The 16,007-nt window shown below is 44.4% G+C and carries 16 protein-coding genes; 12 read left to right on the top strand and 4 right to left on the bottom strand.

The genetic code is table 11. The features are described 5' to 3' along the window. The first annotated feature begins 56 nt into the window (after window positions 1-56). The 4 genes from ABXT60_RS13160 to ABXT60_RS13145 all read left to right on the top strand — a co-directional run bounded on the left by ABXT60_RS13160 (window position 57) and on the right by ABXT60_RS13145 (window position 3,179). A complete protein-coding gene (locus ABXT60_RS13160; RefSeq protein ID WP_443630550.1) occupies window positions 57-926 on the top strand; it encodes an SIS domain-containing protein in 870 nt (289 codons plus the stop codon). Window positions 927-1,158: 232 nt separating this feature from the next. Next, window positions 1,159-1,530 (top strand): hypothetical protein, encoded by a 372-nt coding sequence (locus ABXT60_RS13155; protein WP_443630549.1) that lies wholly within the window; start codon window positions 1,159-1,161, stop codon window positions 1,528-1,530. Between the two features lie 154 nt (window positions 1,531-1,684). Next, the gene (locus tag ABXT60_RS13150) at window positions 1,685-2,455 is read left to right on the top strand and encodes a methyltransferase domain-containing protein (RefSeq protein WP_443630548.1); all 771 of its coding nucleotides are present in this window, start codon (window positions 1,685-1,687) and stop codon (window positions 2,453-2,455) included. Between the two features lie 145 nt (window positions 2,456-2,600). After that, window positions 2,601-3,179: a hypothetical protein gene (locus ABXT60_RS13145; protein ID WP_443630547.1), complete on the top strand. Its 579-nt coding sequence runs from the start codon at window positions 2,601-2,603 to the stop codon at window positions 3,177-3,179. Window positions 3,180-3,269: 90 nt separating this feature from the next. Here the strand turns inward: ABXT60_RS13145 and ABXT60_RS13140 are convergent, their stop codons facing one another. The 3 genes from ABXT60_RS13140 to imuA are packed head-to-tail and all read right to left on the bottom strand — an operon-like array spanning window position 3,270 to window position 8,488. After that, the gene (locus tag ABXT60_RS13140) at window positions 3,270-6,380 is read right to left on the bottom strand and encodes an error-prone DNA polymerase (RefSeq protein WP_443630546.1); all 3,111 of its coding nucleotides are present in this window, start codon (window positions 6,378-6,380) and stop codon (window positions 3,270-3,272) included. Then, window positions 6,377-7,783, bottom strand: coding sequence for a Y-family DNA polymerase (locus ABXT60_RS13135; protein ID WP_443630545.1), 1,407 nt, complete (start codon window positions 7,781-7,783; stop codon window positions 6,377-6,379). The genes ABXT60_RS13140 and ABXT60_RS13135 overlap by 4 nt, the downstream gene beginning before the upstream one ends. A 3-nt stretch (window positions 7,784-7,786) precedes the next feature. After that, complete coding sequence (gene imuA, locus ABXT60_RS13130) at window positions 7,787-8,488, bottom strand: translesion DNA synthesis-associated protein ImuA (protein WP_443630544.1); 702 nt, start codon at window positions 8,486-8,488, stop codon at window positions 7,787-7,789. 355 nt (window positions 8,489-8,843) lie between these two features. Here imuA and ABXT60_RS13125 point away from each other — a divergent pair, with 355 nt between their 5' ends. From ABXT60_RS13125 to ABXT60_RS13090, 8 genes are all read left to right on the top strand, one after another. Further along, on the top strand, window positions 8,844-9,758 hold the full coding sequence (locus tag ABXT60_RS13125; RefSeq protein WP_443630543.1) for a 3-keto-5-aminohexanoate cleavage protein: 915 nt from the start codon (window positions 8,844-8,846) through the stop codon (window positions 9,756-9,758). Between the two features lie 5 nt (window positions 9,759-9,763). Continuing rightward, the gene (locus tag ABXT60_RS13120) at window positions 9,764-10,756 is read left to right on the top strand and encodes a 3-hydroxyacyl-CoA dehydrogenase NAD-binding domain-containing protein (protein ID WP_443630542.1); all 993 of its coding nucleotides are present in this window, start codon (window positions 9,764-9,766) and stop codon (window positions 10,754-10,756) included. Between the two features lie 216 nt (window positions 10,757-10,972). Further along, the gene (locus tag ABXT60_RS13115; RefSeq protein ID WP_443630541.1) at window positions 10,973-11,911 is read left to right on the top strand and encodes an AEC family transporter; all 939 of its coding nucleotides are present in this window, start codon (window positions 10,973-10,975) and stop codon (window positions 11,909-11,911) included. Continuing rightward, a complete protein-coding gene (gene hutG / locus ABXT60_RS13110; RefSeq protein WP_443630540.1) occupies window positions 11,908-12,708 on the top strand; it encodes an N-formylglutamate deformylase in 801 nt (266 codons plus the stop codon). Before ABXT60_RS13115 ends, hutG begins: the two co-directional genes overlap by 4 nt. Before the next feature lie 11 nt (window positions 12,709-12,719). Further along, complete coding sequence (locus ABXT60_RS13105; protein ID WP_443630539.1) at window positions 12,720-13,514, top strand: phytanoyl-CoA dioxygenase family protein; 795 nt, start codon at window positions 12,720-12,722, stop codon at window positions 13,512-13,514. Between the two features lie 2 nt (window positions 13,515-13,516). Continuing rightward, the gene (locus ABXT60_RS13100) at window positions 13,517-13,939 is read left to right on the top strand and encodes a GFA family protein (protein WP_443630538.1); all 423 of its coding nucleotides are present in this window, start codon (window positions 13,517-13,519) and stop codon (window positions 13,937-13,939) included. Beyond that, a complete protein-coding gene (locus ABXT60_RS13095) occupies window positions 13,929-14,270 on the top strand; it encodes a hypothetical protein (protein ID WP_443630537.1) in 342 nt (113 codons plus the stop codon). Before ABXT60_RS13100 ends, ABXT60_RS13095 begins: the two co-directional genes overlap by 11 nt. Continuing rightward, on the top strand, window positions 14,263-14,922 hold the full coding sequence (locus ABXT60_RS13090) for a pseudouridine synthase (protein ID WP_443630536.1): 660 nt from the start codon (window positions 14,263-14,265) through the stop codon (window positions 14,920-14,922). Before ABXT60_RS13095 ends, ABXT60_RS13090 begins: the two co-directional genes overlap by 8 nt. Before the next feature lies 1 nt (window position 14,923). Here the strand turns inward: ABXT60_RS13090 and ABXT60_RS13085 are convergent, their stop codons facing one another. After that, window positions 14,924-15,919, bottom strand: coding sequence for an Ldh family oxidoreductase (locus tag ABXT60_RS13085; protein ID WP_443630535.1), 996 nt, complete (start codon window positions 15,917-15,919; stop codon window positions 14,924-14,926). Between the last annotated feature and the right edge of the window lie 88 nt (window positions 15,920-16,007).

The following is a 16,007-nucleotide window of genomic DNA, read 5'->3' as shown; positions in this document are numbered from 1 at the left end:
GAGCTGAAGCGAATAGGGTAGAATGTTCCTAATTGCTTATTGCTTCGGCTCAACCCATGTTTACATCTAACCTCGATTTATTTAAAACTATCGCACAAGCCCACCCGCAGTTACGCAAGTCTGAGCGTAAGGTGGCAGACTATGTGCTAGAACATCGTGCAAAGATTGTACAAATGCGTATTGTCGATTTAGCGGCGGCGGCAGCAGTAAGTGAGCCCACTGTAGTGCGCTTTTGCAGGGCATTAGGCTTTGATGGGTTCCAAGATTTTAAGCTTAAACTTGCTCAGTTTGTCGGTGCTAATACCTCTTATCAGCAATTTCATCTAGATAGTCGTGATTCAGTAGAGCAGTTTAAAGAAAAGATTTTTGATTCCACGATGGGTAATCTAATGCGAGTAAAATCTGATTTAGATGCCGCTAACCTAGAGCAAGCTATTGTTGCCTTAGCTCAGTCTAAGCGTGTTGACTGTTATGGTTTTGGCGCTTCTGCCCCTATCTGTAGTGATGCACAGCATAAGTTCTTCCGCCTCAATATTTCGGCTGCGGCCTATTCAGACCCTCACCTGCAAACGATGGCGGCTGTTACCTTGCAGCCTGGCGATGTAGTGATTGCAGTCTCTCAAACGGGCCGTACTAAAGATCTACTTCACACCACACAACTGGCGATGGATGCGGGTGCAACAGTTATTGCCTTATGCCCAAGTGATACCCCTCTAGCTGAGCAAGTGCAGATTCCTTTGTATATCGATTTAGATGAAGACAAAGAACTCAACACACTCATGTCCTCCCGCATTACCCAAATGGTGGTGATAGACGTTCTTGCTGTAGGCGTTACTATGAAGCTAGGTGAAGAAACCATGACGCATCTCAAGACGATTAAACGCTCTCTTAAAAGTTTAAGGTTTCCAGTTAAGCGTATTAAATAATTCTGCCTTTTTCAGCACAGCAAAAGGACTCTCTAAGCTTTATTAACGCATAGGTAGTCAATAGTCAGACCGTTTATGGTTTGATACTGGAGGTGTCAGCATGGCCAGTATTTATAAGCAGCTTGTTAAACCTTCGGATGCTCTTATACTGAATAAAATCAACTTTGCCAAGAGGGTGTAATAAAGCTCACCTTCTTAGGCTTGAATTATCTGTTTAGTGAGGAGAATAATAGTGAGTTTGTCTTTAATAATGCGAATCAGTGCTGGCTATACTGGCCTATGGGTTTTAATGATGGCGTTAACTCCAGCAATGGTAGCTGGTGATCTATTTGGCGTTGAGTTAACCGCACCGCTTCATGCACAAATGCAATTTACGGCAACGGCGGCAGCAGCTGTTGCCAGCATACAATGGATGGTACCTACATGGGCGCCAGCTAGTATGGCTAAATTTGCACGCTTAGCAGCTATTATTTGGGTTGTTTTTGCATTATTAAATGCATCACTAATATCCTCTGGCACAATGCTAGCCAGTGTGCAAAATTATAGTACACCCATTATCATGGCTGCTATTGCTTTGTTGTTATGGGTAAAATCCAGAAGCTAAGTTTGTAAATAATGACCTGGCCAGGGCAGCCCCTTTAACTGTGTCTAAACAGTTACGCATATCGACATGTTAGGTATAACAGCCTATTAATGGGTTGTTTCAATTCATTTTAAACTGCCAGACTCTTCTGCATTGTGGGTAAAGGAAAATACATATGAAGTTTGAAGGTAGTGCAAGTGTGCTGCAGCAAAAAATGGCTGGTAGCAGTGCTGGTGTGGCGCGTCGTCTTGCAGTAATGAGTGCACTTAACCTGCAGGTGGGTAACACTGCGTTAGATGTGGGTTGCGGTGCTGGACATTTAATTGAAGACATTGGTCTTGCTGTGGGTGATAGCGGTAAAGCCTTTGGACTTGATCCGAGCGAAACTCAGTTAGAGGCTGCAAGGGTGCGTTGTGATGCCTTGCGTAATGTTGAATTCTTATGTGGCATGGCTAACAATATTGGCCTAGCTAATGAGTCTTGTGATGCAATTGCCTCCATTCAAACGTTGGACTATATAGACGACGTGGACGCTGCATTGGCTGAAGTAGCACGGCTATTAAAGCCTAAGTCTAATTTTGTTAATGTGTCTGTGTTGTGGGATAACTTCAAATTTCACGGGGCTGACGATAAGCTTAACAACATCATTCATGAAGCTTTTAAGGCTCATTGTTATCACCAAATGTTACCTATGGAGCTTCCCGGTAGATTGGCTAAGCATGGCATCGGTAACATTCGCACTGAGTCATTGGCTTTTGTGATGACCCAGCGCCACGAAAACTCACCTGCAACTTATGCCGAAATGGTGCTTGCTAACTTTGCCATTAGTCAGGGTGTGGAAGAAGAAAAGGTACAACAATGGCGATTTCAATTAGAACAAGCAGAAAAAGAAGGTAGATTTGGCTTTACTAGCTTTCCTGTGCTTACCATGGGAAATAAATTTTAAGATGGTGATTTAAATCGGCTAAATTCTAAATAGCATGATGTATACAGCTGCTTTTACTGTAAAAAAGTAAAAAAAGAGGACTTTAAGTGCCTTAAGCTTTACAAAAGCGTACAGTGTTTAGATAACGAATTGAATTGTAACCACAATGAAAAAATCACTGTTAGCTGTCGTTCTTTTAGCGTTTTTAGCCCAAGCGCACGCCCACAAACCTGTTTTAAATGAAAGCTCAACATACCCTGCTGACGCACCATACGAAATAGAAGAACCAGAAATATCAAAAGCTATCTATTCAACACTGACAGGTGACCCTCACTATTATCGAATAGAATCTGCCACTGATTTTAATTTTTATGCCGGCATCTTGGCTGCCAAAATTGGTGAATGTGCACTTGAAAGTAAATTTTCATTTGAAGTTCTAAATTCTGATTTTGATGCAATTTATCTTGCAGATGGTGAAAACTTTACTTGGGCACCATGGTATGAAGAGTATGGTAAACAGTGGTATTGGAACGGCCCAGAGGTCGGTGAAAATTTTTTATCTAATGAGGTTTTTAAAGCAGGGGTCTATTACATAAAAGTGTTTAATAGTTTAAATGTTGGGCAATATGTCATCGCTGTTGGTGATATTGAACAGTTCTCGTTTACGGATATTGTGGGTTTAATTTTCTCTATGGGCGACATAGAAGATGAATTCTGGAACCCTGACAAATGCAATAATGGTTAGCGCCTTATATTAGCCATTCTCAACAAATCACATTAAACATATTAAGGCCTTTGAATACTATCAAGTTTTGGTTGCTATCACGTGCTCAGATTAATGAAAATCTCGAGAACTGATTTTTAACTGTTCTAGCAAATGGCTACAATCTATGAGCTTTCCTGCAATAATGTGAGTGACTTGGTTATCTGGGTCACGCTCTAAAATGCCTTTTACTTTCAATATTTTAGCATTTAAATAAACTTGTCTTTGTGCGCGGGCAGTGCCTTGCCATACCACTAGGTTAGTATTTCCTGTTTCATCTTCTAGGGTAATAAAAGTTACACCAGAGGCTGTGCTGGGCCTTTGTCGACCAGTAACTATCCCCGCGGCAGTGACTAAACTTTGATGAGGCTTATGTACCATTTGGCTAGTGCTTAGGCAGCCTTTTAGAAGGCCTGCATGGCGTAGCAAGGCAATGGGGTGTTGTTCTAAGCTTAGGCTTAGGCTGGCATAGTCTTCAGTTAACACATCTAAAGCGTCAGGCCCTGGTAATTGCTCTGGGTTTGTTTCTTGCACTTGGTGCAGTAATGGTAGGTCTTGATAATTGTCGAGTAATTGCCAGCGGGCTTGGTAGCGGTGGCCACTAAAACAGGTGAGTGCATTAGCGCTAGCAAGAGATTCTAGCTGGCCTCTAGGAAGGTGTAATGTTTGTACTTGGGGAAGGTCTTGAAAGCCTTGTTTGGGCCGGTGTTTTAATAGCTGCTGTATATGAATTTGGCGCACTCCTTTCACTTGCCGAAAGCCTAAGCGTAATGCCAGTTCTGCGGTCTTAGTAGATTCTAAACTGTGGTCCCAAGCACTATGATTAATACACACCGGCAGCACTTGAAGACCATGACGACGGGCATCCTGAATTAACTGTGATGCACTATAAAAACCCATAGGCTGGCTATTGAGAATGGCACAATAAAATGCTGCAGGGTAGTGGTATTTAAGCCAAGCCGAAGCGTAAGTTAAAACTGCAAAACTGGCTGAATGGGACTCGGGAAAACCGTACTCTCCAAAACCTAAAATTTGTTGATATAAGCGTTCTGCAAACTCTGTTTTATAACCTCTTTTGACCATGCCATTGACAAGCTTATGTTGGAATTGATCAAGCTCTCCATGACGTTTCCAATTGGCCATAGCGCGGCGCAAGCGATCAGCTTCTCCGCCACTAAAGCCTGCTGCTACCATTGCTAGCTTTATCACTTGCTCCTGAAAAATAGGCACACCTAAGGTACGTTCTAGCACTCCCTTCACTTCCTGTGATGGGTAATCTACGTTTTCTTTACCCGCTCTGCGGCGCAAAAATGGATGCACCATGTCTCCTTGAATTGGCCCAGGGCGCACAATGGCAATTTGAATCACAAGGTCATAAAAACAAGCAGGTTGTAAACGTGGCAACATGCTCATTTGAGCACGGGATTCTACTTGAAATACACCGACACTATCGCCCTGCTGGAGCATGGCATACACCTTGGCATCATCATCCATGCGAGTGATGTCAGCTAAGCTGAGTTTACGCCCGTGATAGTGGTGCACCATGTGTAATGCTCGTCTTATAGCGCTAAGCATGCCTAAGGCTAAAACGTCTACCTTGAGTAAGGCAAGGCTTGCTAAATCGTCTTTATCCCACTGAATCACAGTACGATCAGCCATGGCTGCATTTTCTATAGGCACCAGCTCACTTAAGGGCCCTGCACTAATAATAAACCCCCCAACATGTTGTGATAAGTGGCGAGGAAATCCTTGTAGTGTTTGCACCAGTTCCAAAAAGCATCGGCCCACATGGCTCTGGCTGTCTAAACCCAAGCTGTGTAATTGCTTATCCCACTCTGTACTGTGATCTTGGTGATCTACATTTTTAATAAACAGTTCAAGTGTGGGTAAGCTAATACCTAAGGCTTTACCTACTTCACGCACCGCACTCTTAAAACGGTAAGTGATAACAGTAGCAGCTAAAGCTGCCCGATGGCGGCCATATTTTTGATAGATGTACTGAATTATTTCCTCGCGCCTTTGATGTTCAAAATCTACATCAATGTCTGGTGGTTCAGCCCGTTCCTTAGAAATAAAACGTTCAAATAATACCTGTATTTGGCGAGGATCTACGGCAGTTATTTCTAAACAATAGCACACCACAGAATTAGCTGAAGAACCACGGCCCTGATATAAAATGTGCTGACTTTTAGCGAACTGTACTAAGTCATATACGGTTAAAAAGAAGTGGGCGTAACCTTCGGACGCGATAAGGCTAAGCTCTTTATCTATGATGAGGGCAATATCGTGTGGCACCCCAGCAGGAAAGCGAATTTCTTTACCTTGTTCTACAAGGTAGTGTAGATAACTGTTGGCATCATAACCACTGGGCACTAGTTCAGCGGGGTATTCATAGCTTAGTTCTGATAAACAAAAGTTACATTGTTGGGCAATTAATACACTGGTTTGTATCCATTGGAGGGGATACAGTTTGGCGATTTTATCCAACGATCGTAGGCTATGTTCACGGTTGGCCTGAAGAGCGTAACCACAGGCATGTACAGGCATACCAATACGAATGGCTGTCAGGGTGTCGTGTAGCATTTGCCGATCTGGGCTATGCATAATTACTTGACCAAGAGCTACTATGGGCAAATCATAAGCCTTGGCCATGGTTTGGCAATGGGTTTGTAGGCGCTGATCTAGGGCACTTAAACGCCGGTGACAGCCTATCCATAAGTGGTCTTTATATTGGCTACTTAATTTTTCTCCTAATAAACTTTTACTGCTTGGATGGGGGTTCCATATAAGTAAGCACTCACTAAGATTGTCAAAATCATTTTCAAAAACTTGGTATTTACCTTTTTCACAACGTTGCCTAGAAAGGCTGATCAGCTGACATAATTGAGCATATCCTAAGCGATTTCTTGCGAGTACTATTAAGCTCTCTTGAGCCTCAGATTGGTGTGGATTAAGTAAAAACTCACTACCAATAATGAGCTTAATATTTAAATTATGTTCTTTTTTATGCTGATAGGCTCGAACAACCCCTGCTACTGAACATTCGTCTGTAAGCGCAAGGGCTTTATAACCTAAAGCATCTGCTTGCTGGATTAACTCTTGGGGGTGGGAAGCCGCCCGCAAAAAGCTAAAATTGCTTAAACAATGTAGCTCAGCATAATCGACAACAGGTTTGCTACTCATGAAAAGTAGCCATGTAAAAACCACTCTTCTCTGGGAGTGCGAAATAACCAACACACCTGTCCAGTTGGGTTGCGTGCGATGAAGTAGTCACGGCAAATGCTCACGTTATCCCACCAGCCACTTTGGATGCGTTCAGGGCCAGATAAAATACACCACTGCTGATCAGGCTTATGATTTAAGGCCTGTGGCAGGGTGAATAATAAGCTTGGGCGTAAATATGTTGTAGCCTGATGTGCCTGGTAACTACTTTGGGGCGCACCTTGATAGAAGCTTCGTTCGGGGCGATGATCATCTCGCAAATACACTTGTTGTACGGCATGGTCTCCGAGTTTATTTTGTAAGCGGCTAATAAGCTGTCCAGCTGTAAGTTTGCCCCCTAAAGGCTCAAATAATTGTGCTGACAAGGGTGCCCATGGCATTTGTCCTTTAGTTTTAAGGCTAATAGCAATAATAGGTGCTTGAAGTTGTAACTGTTCTAACCTCAGCATGGATAAACCTAACCAAGACTCTGCCCGATATTCGCCATCGCTACAGCCTATGTAGACTCTTTCTGAAGTGTGTTCTAGGTACTCTAGGCCTAAAATCAGCCCAGCAGCTTGTAGTTGGCGAGGCGCTAAAAAGGCTTCCAGATCACTTAATAATCGTTTTAATGGAAAACGTAATGCTGTGCTGTGTTCAATTTCGTAGAGTAACTCTAAACGCTGGCGAAAGTGTTCAGGGGGTTGGTATCTAGGCCTGCTAGGCGCACTGCTGTCTTCTAGTTGTTGTAAATAAGTCACTAGAGTTTGGCCTAAGCGCTGGCCTAGTGCTGACCGTGGTAACGCTTGAGCTTGGCCAAGAGTATTAAGCCCAAGGCGCTCTAACTGTAGACAAAGTTTATAGTTAAGGCCTGCGCTGTGAATGGGCAACTGATGCAGTAACCCTGTGGCTTCACCTTGGTGCGTTAGTAAACGATCATTGCCTGCGCGGGCCAAAACCTGCGCAGCTAGGGGGCTGTGAGCGCTTGCATAATGGTAGTGCAAGCCACGTTCCATAAGCGGTTGCTGCAGCTGCTGCCAATAAGGGGCTAGGCCCTCATACAACCGTAGCATATCACTGGTTTGTAATAATAACCCTTGGGGAGGGTCAAGATACAAAGTGGCGCTGGTCTGATACAAACGCTGAGCAAGTTGAGCCAGTAGGCGCTGTTCTTGTTTAGGTTCGTAGGCAATTACTTTAAGTTGAGCAGATAAAAGTGCAGCTTGGCCTAATCCTGTGCCTATTTTTATTCCTAGTTGGCGTGCTTCTGAGTTAGTTTGTACCACCTCGTTTTTATCAACCAAAACGCAGGCTTGGTTATAGGCCTGTTGATGTAACAGGCTGTCTAGTTGAAGGTTTGGAAAGTATAAATAAAGCCACTGCATAGGTCACCGTGGTTTAAATGGCAGTGCCGCAATGTTGCTTGACGGTGCAGGGCCATGGTGAGTGGGTAAATGGGTAGGTATCGCTAAAGATGGCCAAAGCTCATGCATATCTACTTGGCAAAAGCTTTGTGGCCATTGGCCTTGGTACTTATGGATTTTTAGGCGTAGCCCTGTGGCTAGGGGGGCAAGAGACAGACGCGCACTAATTGGTAAAGCGCTCGTGCTAGGTTCGGCTTGAGGGTGTAACCAAAACATCAGGGCTTGATTGCCTTTGGCAGACACCTGTAGGCGTTTAGCTTGGGGCGCAGTTAATCCAGGTGCCCAGAGAATAAGGTGGCTACAGCAACCGCTATTAAGGCTTTGTTCGGCACTCCAAAGGGCTTGTTGTGGGTTTTGGCAGCGTATTAATAACGTTTGGCTTAGGTCAATGCCATGTTGCGCTAAAGCTTGTCCATTTAGCTCTGCTGGTGGATTTATCCACACCTGTAAGCGTGATTCAGTTTGTGCTAATAAGGGAAATAACAAACGTAACTCACCAATACCTGCAGAGCCATAGGCCAATTCCACTAGCCCTGTCTGGGGCCAGCCTCCTTGTAAGTGGGCATCTAAAGTAGGATAAAAACTACTTTGACGGCGATGATCTGGGCCGGTTAATTGCCGAGCTCGCCAGACCAAACGCTCTTTTTCGAGTTGTAAGAGAGCCATGGTAAAATTCACAAATACTGTATATATATACAGTATTCTGACATATTTTTGGCTCAGGTCAAGGAAAAAACTAAGTTAGCTTCGTCAAAGTATCAGCTGCAGCCCTCAAGCTAGCATGAGCAAAGACTGCCAAAATATCAAAGGCCTTGGTGGTAAGTTTATGAAGCTAGTGTTGATCTCATCCTCATGCAGTAAACCTAGGCTAGCCCACCACTTGTGCTAACAAAAAAATAACAACAAGATGATAGTTTGTTCGGTATTGAATAATAATTGCTCCTAAAATGTCAATTAAATCCCCATAGGCAATGCCATTATTGCGCCATACAATTAACGTAATTAATAGAGGACCTCAGCCGTGCCATTACAAGCTAGCCAAAATGTATTTATTACCTGTGCTGTGACAGGGTCTGGTAGTTCTCAAGACCGCTCTCACCATGTGCCACGTAGCCCTGAACAAATTGCTAATAGTGCTATTGATGCAGCTAAGGCTGGCGCCGCAGTGGTGCATTGCCACGTGCGTGATCCCAAAACGGGGATCCCAAGCCGCCGCTTAGATTTGTATAAAGAACTCACGGAACGTATTCGTGCTTCAGAAGTGGATGTAGTCCTTAACCTTACCGCGGGCATGGGTGGTGATATAGTGTTTGGTGATGCTGAGAACCCACTGCCTCTGCACCAATCTAGTACAGATATGGTCGGAGCCAGCGAGCGTGTAGAACATGTGCGTCAGTGCCAACCAGAAATCTGCACCTTAGATTGTGGCACCATGAACTTTGCTGAAGCTGATTACGTCATGACTAATACTCCAGGCATGTTGCGGGCTATGGCAGGAAAGATGACAGCTATGGGTGCTCGCATTGAAATTGAAGCCTTTGATACGGGCCATTTATGGTTAGCTAAAAAGCTGGTTGAGGAAGGTTTAATTACTGAACCGGTAATGGTACAACTGTGTATGGGTATTCCGTGGGGTGCGCCGGATGACCTCAATACCTTTATGGCTATGGTTAACAATGTACCTAAAGACTGGGTGATGTCAGCCTTTGCTATTGGTCGTAACCAAATGAATTATGTAGCCGCTACCGTATTGGCCGGAGGTCATATTCGTGTTGGTTTAGAAGACAACATTTGGTTAGAAAAAGGTGTATTGGCGACTAACGCGCAGCTAGTAGAGCGTGCCGCAACCATCGCCACTAACATGGGTACCACATTAATGACTCCAGCTCAGGTGCGTGAGTTGATTAAAGTAGAAAAACGGGCACCTTTGGCATGATTGATATGGTAAATAAGAGCTATAAAACAGCCGCTTGTATCGGTGGTGGTGTTATTGGTGGTGGTTGGGTAGCAAGGTTTTTGTTACATGGTTGGGATGTTAATGTTTATGACCCTGCAGCTGATGCTCAGCGTAAATTAGATGCAGTACTAGATAATGCTCGTGCTGCTTTGCCTCAACTAGCCGATGTGGCTATGCCCAGGGAAGGTAAACTTATCCTTTGTGATAGTTTGGAAGCAGCAGTCGCTAACGCTGATTGGATTCAAGAAAGTGTGCCAGAACGATTAGATATTAAGCACATGGTATTTGCTCAAGTGCAGGCTGCTTGCACTGAATCAGCTATTATTGGCTCCTCCACTTCTGGCTTTAAACCTTCACAATTGCAAGAAAATGCCCTAAGACCAGAACAAATTATGGTGGCCCATCCGTTCAACCCCGTGTACTTGTTACCTTTAGTAGAATTAGTGCCTAGCCCAGCCAATGGTTTAGGCATTATTGAACAAGCCAAGGCGTTATTAACCAGTGTAGGCATGAAGCCTTTGCATGTGCGCAAAGAAATTGATGCCCACATTGCCGATCGCTTTTTAGAGGCAGTATGGCGTGAAGGGTTGTGGATGATCAAAGACGGTATTGCCACTACCTCAGAAATAGATGATGCAATTCGCTATGGCTTTGGGTTACGGTGGGCACAAATGGGTTTGTTTGAAACCTATCGTATTGCTGGTGGTGAAGCGGGTATGGCGCATTTTATTGCGCAATTTGGACCTTGTTTAGAGTGGCCATGGACCAAGCTCATGGATGTGCCGGAACTTACAGACGAACTCATTGCAACCATTGCAGAGCAATCAGATGCACAGTCTGGGCATCACTCCATTAGAGAGTTAGAGCGCATTCGGGATAAAAACTTAATAGGTATTATGCGTGTGCAAAAAGATAATAATTGGGGTGTAGGTGAGCTATTGAACCAACATGATGAGCGTTTAAAGCAGTTAGGTTAATATGGCTTATCTCTAGCAGCAAGTAACTCATAGGGTGTTATTAAGACGCTAGATAAGGCCATGCCTCATGTAGGTGAGCAAGGTTTGCGATTAACCAGGAGCACCCTATGTTTTACCTAGGTTAAATAAGACCGCCTTAATAGGGTAAAAAATTGTCAGATCACCTAGTGCTTACTGGTATGATGGCGCTATGTACTTGTTGTATTGGTTTATTTAATGAACGCCATTTTTCCAGTTGTCAGCTCCATTTTGCTGGTGATGCTATTAGGCTACGGCCTGTCTAAAAAACTTCTTGTAGACGCCAGTTTTTGGCAAGGTATTTCAAAGTTATCCTACTGGGTGTTATTCCCGGTGTTGATTGTGCGAACTTTGGCTAACGCCACCATTGATCCAGCTTTGGTTTTACCTTTGTTCACTATCTTTACTGTGGCGCTGATATTAATTTTAATTTATTGTGTGGTGGTGTCTCGGTTACTGGGTCTAGATGGAGCCTCCACCTCATCGATTACCCAAGGTGGTGTACGCCATAATGGGTTTATTGGTTTTGCGGTGTTGGTGGATATATTTGGCCTGCCCGGTCAGGAGCTTGGGGCCTTAATTATTGCTGTGCTGTTGCCCTCTACTAATATTCTCTCGGTGCTCTCTGTGAGTTTGCTAGTGAGTAAAAAAAACCAACCCTTGCCCGCTTTAATGCTCAAAGGACTATTGCGTAATCCAATGCTCATCGGCGTAGCTATCGGTCTTTTTCTTAATATACTCGCCATTTCTATCCCTACTATATTGGATCAATCGATGGACATGGTGAGTCGTGCTGCCTTACCTTTGTTATTGCTCAGTGTGGGCGCCAGTTTGAAGATGAGTTCCTTAAGGGGTAGCTGGCTACCCTTAATTGCTGCCCTTAGTGCTAAGCTCTTAGTGTTTCCAGCCTTGTTTTTAGGGGGCGCATGGTGGTTTAATCTAAGCCCTTTGGTGACCGTTTGTGTGGTGGTTTTTGGGGCTTTGCCGGCCGCCGTATCGGCTTACCCCTTTATCCAACAGATGGGTGGTAACGCCAAACTCATGGCTGATATCATTACTTTGCAAACCTTAGCCAGCTTGGTAGGGTTAACCTTTTGGACCAGTTTGGCGATACATATCACAGGTTTAGTACTATGACTTTTTCTGTACCTTATGATTTTGTTCAGGGGCACTCTCCACTATTAGTGAGCATGCCCCACTCTGGTTTGCAGCTTACGCCTGAAGTGGCGAGCACCTTAATACCAGAAGCCTTGGCCTTACCCGATACAGATTGGCACATTCCACAACTGTATGACTTTTTAGAGGCCATGGGGGTGGGTGTGATTAAGGCTAATTATTCACGGTACGTCATTGACCTTAATCGCCCAGAAGATGATAAACCACTTTATGCGGGTAAAACCACAGGCTTATTTCCTCATATTTTGTTCAACGAAAAGTCTATGTTCAAACCTGGCGCAGTTGCAGATAAAGCCCATCAACAAGCCTGTATCGAAAATATTTGGCGGCCTTATCATCTGCAGTTGGCTGCGGCATTGACACGCATTAAACAAAAATTTGGCTATGCCATTTTATTTGATGCTCATTCTATTCGAGCACAAGTGCCTATGTTTTTTGAAGGCACCTTGCCAGATTTTAATATGGGTACTAATGGTGGTGCGTCATGTTCTCCGAAGCTACTTCAAGCGGCTGAGCGAGCCCTGTCTGGCTCAGCTTACACCCAAGTAAGTAATGGGCGCTTTAAAGGTGGTTATATTACCCGCAGCAATGGCCAGCCTCATGATCATGTGCATGCCTTTCAGCTAGAATTATCGCAAACCACTTATATGCAAGATAGCGGCAGTTATGCACTAGATAATAGCAAGTGTAACCAAGTTATACCCCAACTCAAGGCGCTAATTGAAGCGCTTGTAAGCTGTAACCTCACGAGCCAATAAGGGATTGTGTAATGTATTTGAGTGAATCAAAAATCAAGGATTACGAGCGTGATGGCGCTATCGTTATTAAAGGCGTGTTTAAAGATTGGATCAGTAGTCTAAGAACAGGTTTTGATAAAGTGCTATCTGAACCTAGTGAGCATGGGCGGGAAAATGTGGCTAAAGGTGATACTGGACGTTTTTTTGAAGATTATTGTAATTGGCAGCGTATTGAAGATTTTAAACGTTGGATTGTTGAGTCTCCGGCAGCAGAAATTGCTGCTGAAGCCACTCAATCAAAGCAGGTCCAAGTGTTCCATGAGCATATTTTACTAAAGGAGCCCGGTACGGCCAAAGTGACACCTTGGCATCAGGACATGCCATATTACTGTGTGTCTGGCGAGCAGACGGCGAGTTATTGGATCCCTCTTGACCCAGTGACTAAGGAGAATACATTACAGCTAGTATTAGGCTCTCACCGCTGGCCAAAACTAGTGAGACCTACGCGTTGGTCTACTAATGAGCCTTGGTACAGCAATGATGCTGACTACATGGACATGCCTGTGATTGATGCTAGGCAAAATATTTTGATACCAGAGCTAGAGTTAGGTGACTGTGTGTTGTTTAACTTTAAAACAGTACATGGTGCACCTGGTAACTCATCAACTAGTCGCCGGCGTGCCTTTTCCACCCGCTTTATGGGTGATGACGTGCGTTATGTGAATCGAGGAGGCCCAACTTCACCACCTTTTGAGGGATTAGTTCAAAGTGATGGTGATAAAATGCCTTTAAATTGGTTTCCTGAGGTATATAGAGAAAATGTTTAACAATGACAATTAATGCTACAGGAAGCTGCCTATGTGGTGCAGTTAAATATCGAATCATGGGTTCATTGCGCCCTGTAGTGGCCTGCCACTGTGGCCAATGTCAAAAAACGAGTGGTCACCATGTGGCTGCTACTTCTGTGAATCGCAAAGACTTTGAGCTACTAAAAGAGCGTGGACTCAAATGGTTTTCTTCTTCGCTTAGAGTTCGTCGTGGGTTTTGCCTAGAATGTGGTGGAAATTTATTCTGGGACAACACTGAATTACCCACAATTTCAATCTTTGCTGGCACTCTAGATCAGCCTAGTGGGTTGCAATTGGTGGAGCACATTTATGTGGAAGCAAAGGCTGACTATTATGAAATAACAGATGGGCTGCCCCAACGTCAAGGATTTAGTATTACTGCGAGGGTCGAAAATGGCGAATAAATGCCAAGAATGTGGTTTTAAAATTACGTCACGTAATCAGTTGTGTGATGATTATAGAGACCCTAATAAAGCCTATGGTTGTCCGCAGTGTGGTACTTTTTATATTTTGCCAAGAAGCGCTGCACCCACATCGAAACAATGGCTATTGTACTTAACCTTAGGCTTTTCTGGGGGGTTAATTTCCAGTCTGGTACAACTGAACGGCCACAGTCGTTGGTGGTTTTGGAGCTATGTAGTCGTCGTTGGCATAGGGCTTAGCGTATATTACTTCAAGTCAAAAGCGGTCACCTTAGAAACGTCTGGATACCGAGCTAAACCTAATAATGATTGATTTTATTGTTCCATTTTGTGAACAACAGGTCACTATTATTTATGTAGACGATGACATTCTAGTGGTTGATAAACCCAGTGGTTTACTATCTGTACCAGGTAAAAATGTGCTGAATAAGGACTGTTTAATTACTCGGGTTCAGCAACAATACCCCAACGCACACATAGTCCATCGTTTAGATATGGACACTTCTGGTGTGATGCTTTTGGCCCGTGGTAAGGCGAACTTATCATGCTTAAGCCGCCAGTTTCAGGAACGAAAAACTGAAAAACAGTATCTAGCGTGGGTGTATGGTGTGCTACAAGATGACAAAGGCGAAATTAACTTGCCGTTGTGCTGTGACTGGCCCAACAGGCCTAAGCAGATCGTACACTATGAATTAGGTAAGCCCTCCTTAACCCGTTTTGAAGTGCTTGAAAGAAACCCTGTAACGTTTCAAACTAAGGTGCTTTTGAAGCCTGTTACAGGGCGGTCTCACCAGCTCAGAGTACACATGGCAGAGCTTGGGCACCCTATTAGTGGTTGTGAGTTTTATGCGCATCAAGACGCACTAAAACAGGCTGATCGTTTGCAACTGCATGCCTGGAAGCTAAGCTTTATACACCCATCCACTGGGGCTTTACTGACACAAATAGCCCCCGCAGTATTTTAGTTTAAGCCTTTGCGAGCTCTAGTACGCTAAGCCATACTTTTTCATCTAGGTCGACAGCGCTAGGTAGGACCTTCTGGGACCCAGGAAGCCGTGCACCAGGTTGGCTAGTGATGGCTTCTGAGATAAGGTTAAGTTTGTCCCAAAATAGGTCTCCAGAAACATTAGTAGGATCAATAATAATATAGCACTGCCCCAAGTCGTGAGGCTTGCCTTGTGTAGCCTTGAGTGGTTCTAACTGAGTACTCGTGCTGCCACCTGTAAAAGCAGCAGCAAGGATCTCTGCCATAAGGCCAAATCCATACCCTTTATAACCTCCAGAAGAGACTAAAGAGCCACCGCTGAGCACGGCATTGGGGTCTTGTGTGGCTTGCCCTTCACTATCTACCCCCCAACCTAATGGGATTTTCTCACCTGCAGTGGCGGCCATGTTAATCTTTCCAAGAGCGATAGCGCTGGTAGATTGATCAAACTGCATGGCTAGGCCACCTTTGCCATCGGGCACAGACATGGCGATGGGGTTAGTGCCTAGAACAGCTTTAGTGCCACCAGGAGGGGAGACACAAGATTTGGCATTAGTCATGCCAATAGCAATGTACCCAGCGCGAGCAATCTGTTCTGTAAAGTAACCCATAGAGGTGCAAGTGTGGGAATGGCAGATGGCTAACGTGGCCACACCATTGGTTTTTGCAGCCGCAAGGGCGGTGTTCAAACCGCGAGAAAAAGCCGCCTGAGCAAAACCTAACTTTGCGTCCACCACTACACTGGCAGGTTTTGGCTGGTGTACTTCTGGCTCAACGTCACCCTTCACCCGCCCTACCACTAGTTGGCTACAATAGCTTTGTAGATAAAAAAGCCCACAAATCTTGTTACCATGAGCTTCGGCAATACGCACAGCATGCGCCACAGAATCAGCAATCCATGGTTTTGCACCATGAACTTCTAGGGCTTTTGCGGTGGTGGTTTGAATGGTATCTAGATCAACACTAATGGTGGCCATAGAGGGTCCTACTATAAAAGTTATTTAGCCTACAATTTTATGTTGCTTTGCCTACATGGGTAAAGTAAAAATAACACTTCCTAGACTT

The organism is Candidatus Njordibacter sp. Uisw_056 (assembly GCF_047730085.1).
GTDB lineage: Bacteria > Pseudomonadota > Gammaproteobacteria > Pseudomonadales > Balneatricaceae > Njordibacter.
This window is presented reverse-complemented; position numbering and strand designations above follow the sequence as displayed.

Excerpts from the sequence above, each read along its gene's own strand:
- ABXT60_RS13160 (WP_443630550.1), top strand. The coding sequence starts at position 57 with ATGTTTACATCTAACCTCGATTTATTTAAAACTATCGCACAAGCCCAC.
- ABXT60_RS13150 (WP_443630548.1), top strand. The coding sequence starts at position 1,685 with ATGAAGTTTGAAGGTAGTGCAAGTGTGCTGCAGCAAAAAATGGCTGGT.
- ABXT60_RS13145 (WP_443630547.1), top strand. The coding sequence starts at position 2,601 with ATGAAAAAATCACTGTTAGCTGTCGTTCTTTTAGCGTTTTTAGCCCAA.
- ABXT60_RS13140 (WP_443630546.1), bottom strand. The coding sequence starts at position 6,380 with ATGAGTAGCAAACCTGTTGTCGATTATGCTGAGCTACATTGTTTAAGC.
- ABXT60_RS13135 (WP_443630545.1), bottom strand. The coding sequence starts at position 7,783 with ATGCAGTGGCTTTATTTATACTTTCCAAACCTTCAACTAGACAGCCTG.
- imuA (WP_443630544.1), bottom strand. The coding sequence starts at position 8,488 with ATGGCTCTCTTACAACTCGAAAAAGAGCGTTTGGTCTGGCGAGCTCGG.
- ABXT60_RS13120 (WP_443630542.1), top strand. The coding sequence starts at position 9,764 with ATGGTAAATAAGAGCTATAAAACAGCCGCTTGTATCGGTGGTGGTGTT.
- ABXT60_RS13115 (WP_443630541.1), top strand. The coding sequence starts at position 10,973 with ATGAACGCCATTTTTCCAGTTGTCAGCTCCATTTTGCTGGTGATGCTA.
- hutG (WP_443630540.1), top strand. The coding sequence starts at position 11,908 with ATGACTTTTTCTGTACCTTATGATTTTGTTCAGGGGCACTCTCCACTA.
- ABXT60_RS13105 (WP_443630539.1), top strand. The coding sequence starts at position 12,720 with ATGTATTTGAGTGAATCAAAAATCAAGGATTACGAGCGTGATGGCGCT.
- ABXT60_RS13100 (WP_443630538.1), top strand. The coding sequence starts at position 13,517 with ATGACAATTAATGCTACAGGAAGCTGCCTATGTGGTGCAGTTAAATAT.
- ABXT60_RS13095 (WP_443630537.1), top strand. The coding sequence starts at position 13,929 with ATGGCGAATAAATGCCAAGAATGTGGTTTTAAAATTACGTCACGTAAT.
- ABXT60_RS13090 (WP_443630536.1), top strand. The coding sequence starts at position 14,263 with ATGATTGATTTTATTGTTCCATTTTGTGAACAACAGGTCACTATTATT.
- ABXT60_RS13085 (WP_443630535.1), bottom strand. The coding sequence starts at position 15,919 with ATGGCCACCATTAGTGTTGATCTAGATACCATTCAAACCACCACCGCA.